Annotated in this window: 1 protein-coding gene; it reads left to right on the plus strand. The window is 58.2% G+C overall.

Features of this window, described 5'->3' with window-relative positions; translation table 11 throughout:
- Nucleotides 1–99 precede the first annotated feature (99 nt).
- Nucleotides 100–1,122 (plus strand): IS110 family RNA-guided transposase, encoded by a 1,023-nt coding sequence (locus tag AC1DOX_RS30945; RefSeq protein WP_441624654.1) that lies wholly within the window; start codon nt 100–102, stop codon nt 1,120–1,122.
- The last annotated feature ends 315 nt before the right edge of the window (nt 1,123–1,437 follow it).

The raw sequence follows: 1,437 nt of genomic DNA on the forward strand, positions 1-1,437 counted from the left end.
GTGCGTCATACCCAATGGGATGGACGCCCCCACTCGTAACGGCATCGATGTGCCAAAGTGGAAGTGTCGAGCAACCACTTGAACGAAGGGAGCGTCATCATGCAGCTTACGACGATTGGCATCGATCTGGCAAAGAACGTATTTCAGGTCCACGGTGTAGACGTTCATGGGAAAGCCGCCTTGAAGAAGCAACTCAAGCGCGGTCAAATGGTGACGTTCTTTGCGAATCTGCCTCCGTGCTTGATCGGCATGGAAGCCTGTGCCAGCGCGCATTACTGGGCGCGCAAGCTCCAAGCGTTTGGGCATACGGTGAAGTTGATGGCTCCCCAATTCGTGAAGCCCTATGTCAAAACGAACAAGCACGATGCGGCTGACGCAGAGGCCATCTGTGAAGCGGTGAGCCGACCAAACATGCGATTCGTGCCAATAAAGAGCACCGACCAGCAGGCCGTGCTGGCACAGCATCGAGTTCGGCAAGGGCTGGTTAAAGCGCGGACGGCACAAGCCAACCAGATTCGCGGATTGCTGGGCGAATTCGGGTTGGTCGTGCCGCAAGGCATCGCCTGCCTCCACCAGCGCGTCCCAGAGTTACTCGATGAGGCCAAAGATGACTTACCGGGCATGTTTCGTGGATTGATACAGCGCTTGCTTGATCATTTGAAGGAATTGGACCGGCAGGTCTGTGAAATGGAAGCCCAAATTCAAGCCTGGCACCGCGCCAATGCGCTCTCGCGTAGGCTGGAGAAGGTCCCTGGCATTGGGCCAATCACGGCGAGTGCGCTGGTGGCTTCGGTCGGTGACGCCAAAAACTTTACGAACGGCCGGCAGCTCGCTGCATGGCTGGGGCTCGTGCCCAAACAGCATTCGACCGGCGGCAAGACCAACTTACAGGGCATCAGTAAGCGCGGGGACACGTATTTGCGCACCCTCCTCATCCACGGGGCGCGCTCAGTGATCCGGCATGCCGAACGAAAGCTGGAGGCGCATGGGTGGCTGCATAAGCTCATCGCGCGGCGCAACAAGAATGTGGCTGTCGTGGCACTGGCCAACAAGAACGCCCGCATCGTTTGGGCGCTGTTGGCGTGCGACAGGGAATTCCAGTTCGATTACGCAGCGCCATGATCGGATCGCATCGAAACGTCGCAACTCACAACTTGCAAGCAAGGCTGTAACCCCCCGGGGCAGTTGATGCCCCCACCGATTGCACAAGCAATCAGGCAGTGATGGCAACCAGGTTAGACCGTGGTTGGTGAAGCCCGCGTCTCCCCAGGCACCCAGAGTGCGATTACCCGATTGCGGCGCCAACCAGCACATCCCATCAGGGACCGTGGCGAAAGGCCACAGCTAAAGTCCGAATGTACGGGTGCAATCTTTACCTCGCGTCATCATGAATTGAGAGCTTGGCAAGCCGGGGGCGTCCATGTACGGGGAGATCTG

It is taken from the genome of Cupriavidus sp. 01L415 (assembly GCF_056400065.1).